Annotated in this window: 1 protein-coding gene; it reads left to right on the top strand. The window is 62.6% G+C overall.

What is annotated here, in order from left to right; genetic code table 11:
• Positions 1-28: 28 nt before the first annotated feature.
• Positions 29-397 (top strand): antibiotic biosynthesis monooxygenase family protein, encoded by a 369-nt coding sequence (locus EN807_RS32480; protein ID WP_127285222.1) that lies wholly within the window; start codon positions 29-31, stop codon positions 395-397.
• The last annotated feature ends 116 nt before the right edge of the window (positions 398-513 follow it).

Below are 513 nucleotides of genomic sequence, written 5' to 3'. Positions count from 1 at the left end.
ATCATAACACCAATTGAAGGAAACCCTCATGACCCATATGCGTCCCCTCGACCCCGCTTTCCCGATCGACCGCCAGGTCGCCATCGATGCCACCGCCGTCGTGCTGGTGAACGTCTTCACGCTCGACAAGGCCGACGAGCAGACCTTCCTCGACGTCTGGCAGGACGACGCCGTGTTCATGAAGCAGCAGCCGGGCTTCATCTCGACCCAGCTTCACCGCGCGATCGGCGACAGCCCGACCTACCTGAACTATGCCGTGTGGGAATCGACCGCCGCCTTCCGTGCCGCCTTCACGCATCCGCAGTTCAGGGCGAAGATCTCGGCCTATCCGTCCTCGGCCGTCGCGTCGCCGCATCTGTTCGAGAAGGTCGCGGTGCCGGGGATCTGCGTGGCCTAGCCGAAGCGGCAAGGATGACGCCAAACGCAAGGGCGTGCCTCGGCAGCTAGGCAAGCCTATTAGCTTCGACTAGTACCTTCGGAGGTGGAAGGCTTGAGGGCGTCATCCGATGAAGG

The organism is Mesorhizobium sp. M5C.F.Ca.ET.164.01.1.1 (assembly GCF_004792125.1).
Taxonomy (GTDB): Bacteria; Pseudomonadota; Alphaproteobacteria; order Rhizobiales; family Rhizobiaceae; genus Mesorhizobium; species Mesorhizobium wenxiniae.
Note: the sequence above shows the minus strand (reverse complement) of the source record. Positions and strands in the feature narration are given on the sequence as shown.

What these genes read in the sequence shown, in the direction of transcription:
- EN807_RS32480 (WP_127285222.1), top strand. Translation starts at nt 29, where the DNA reads ATGACCCATATGCGTCCCCTCGACCCCGCTTTCCCGATCGACCGCCAG.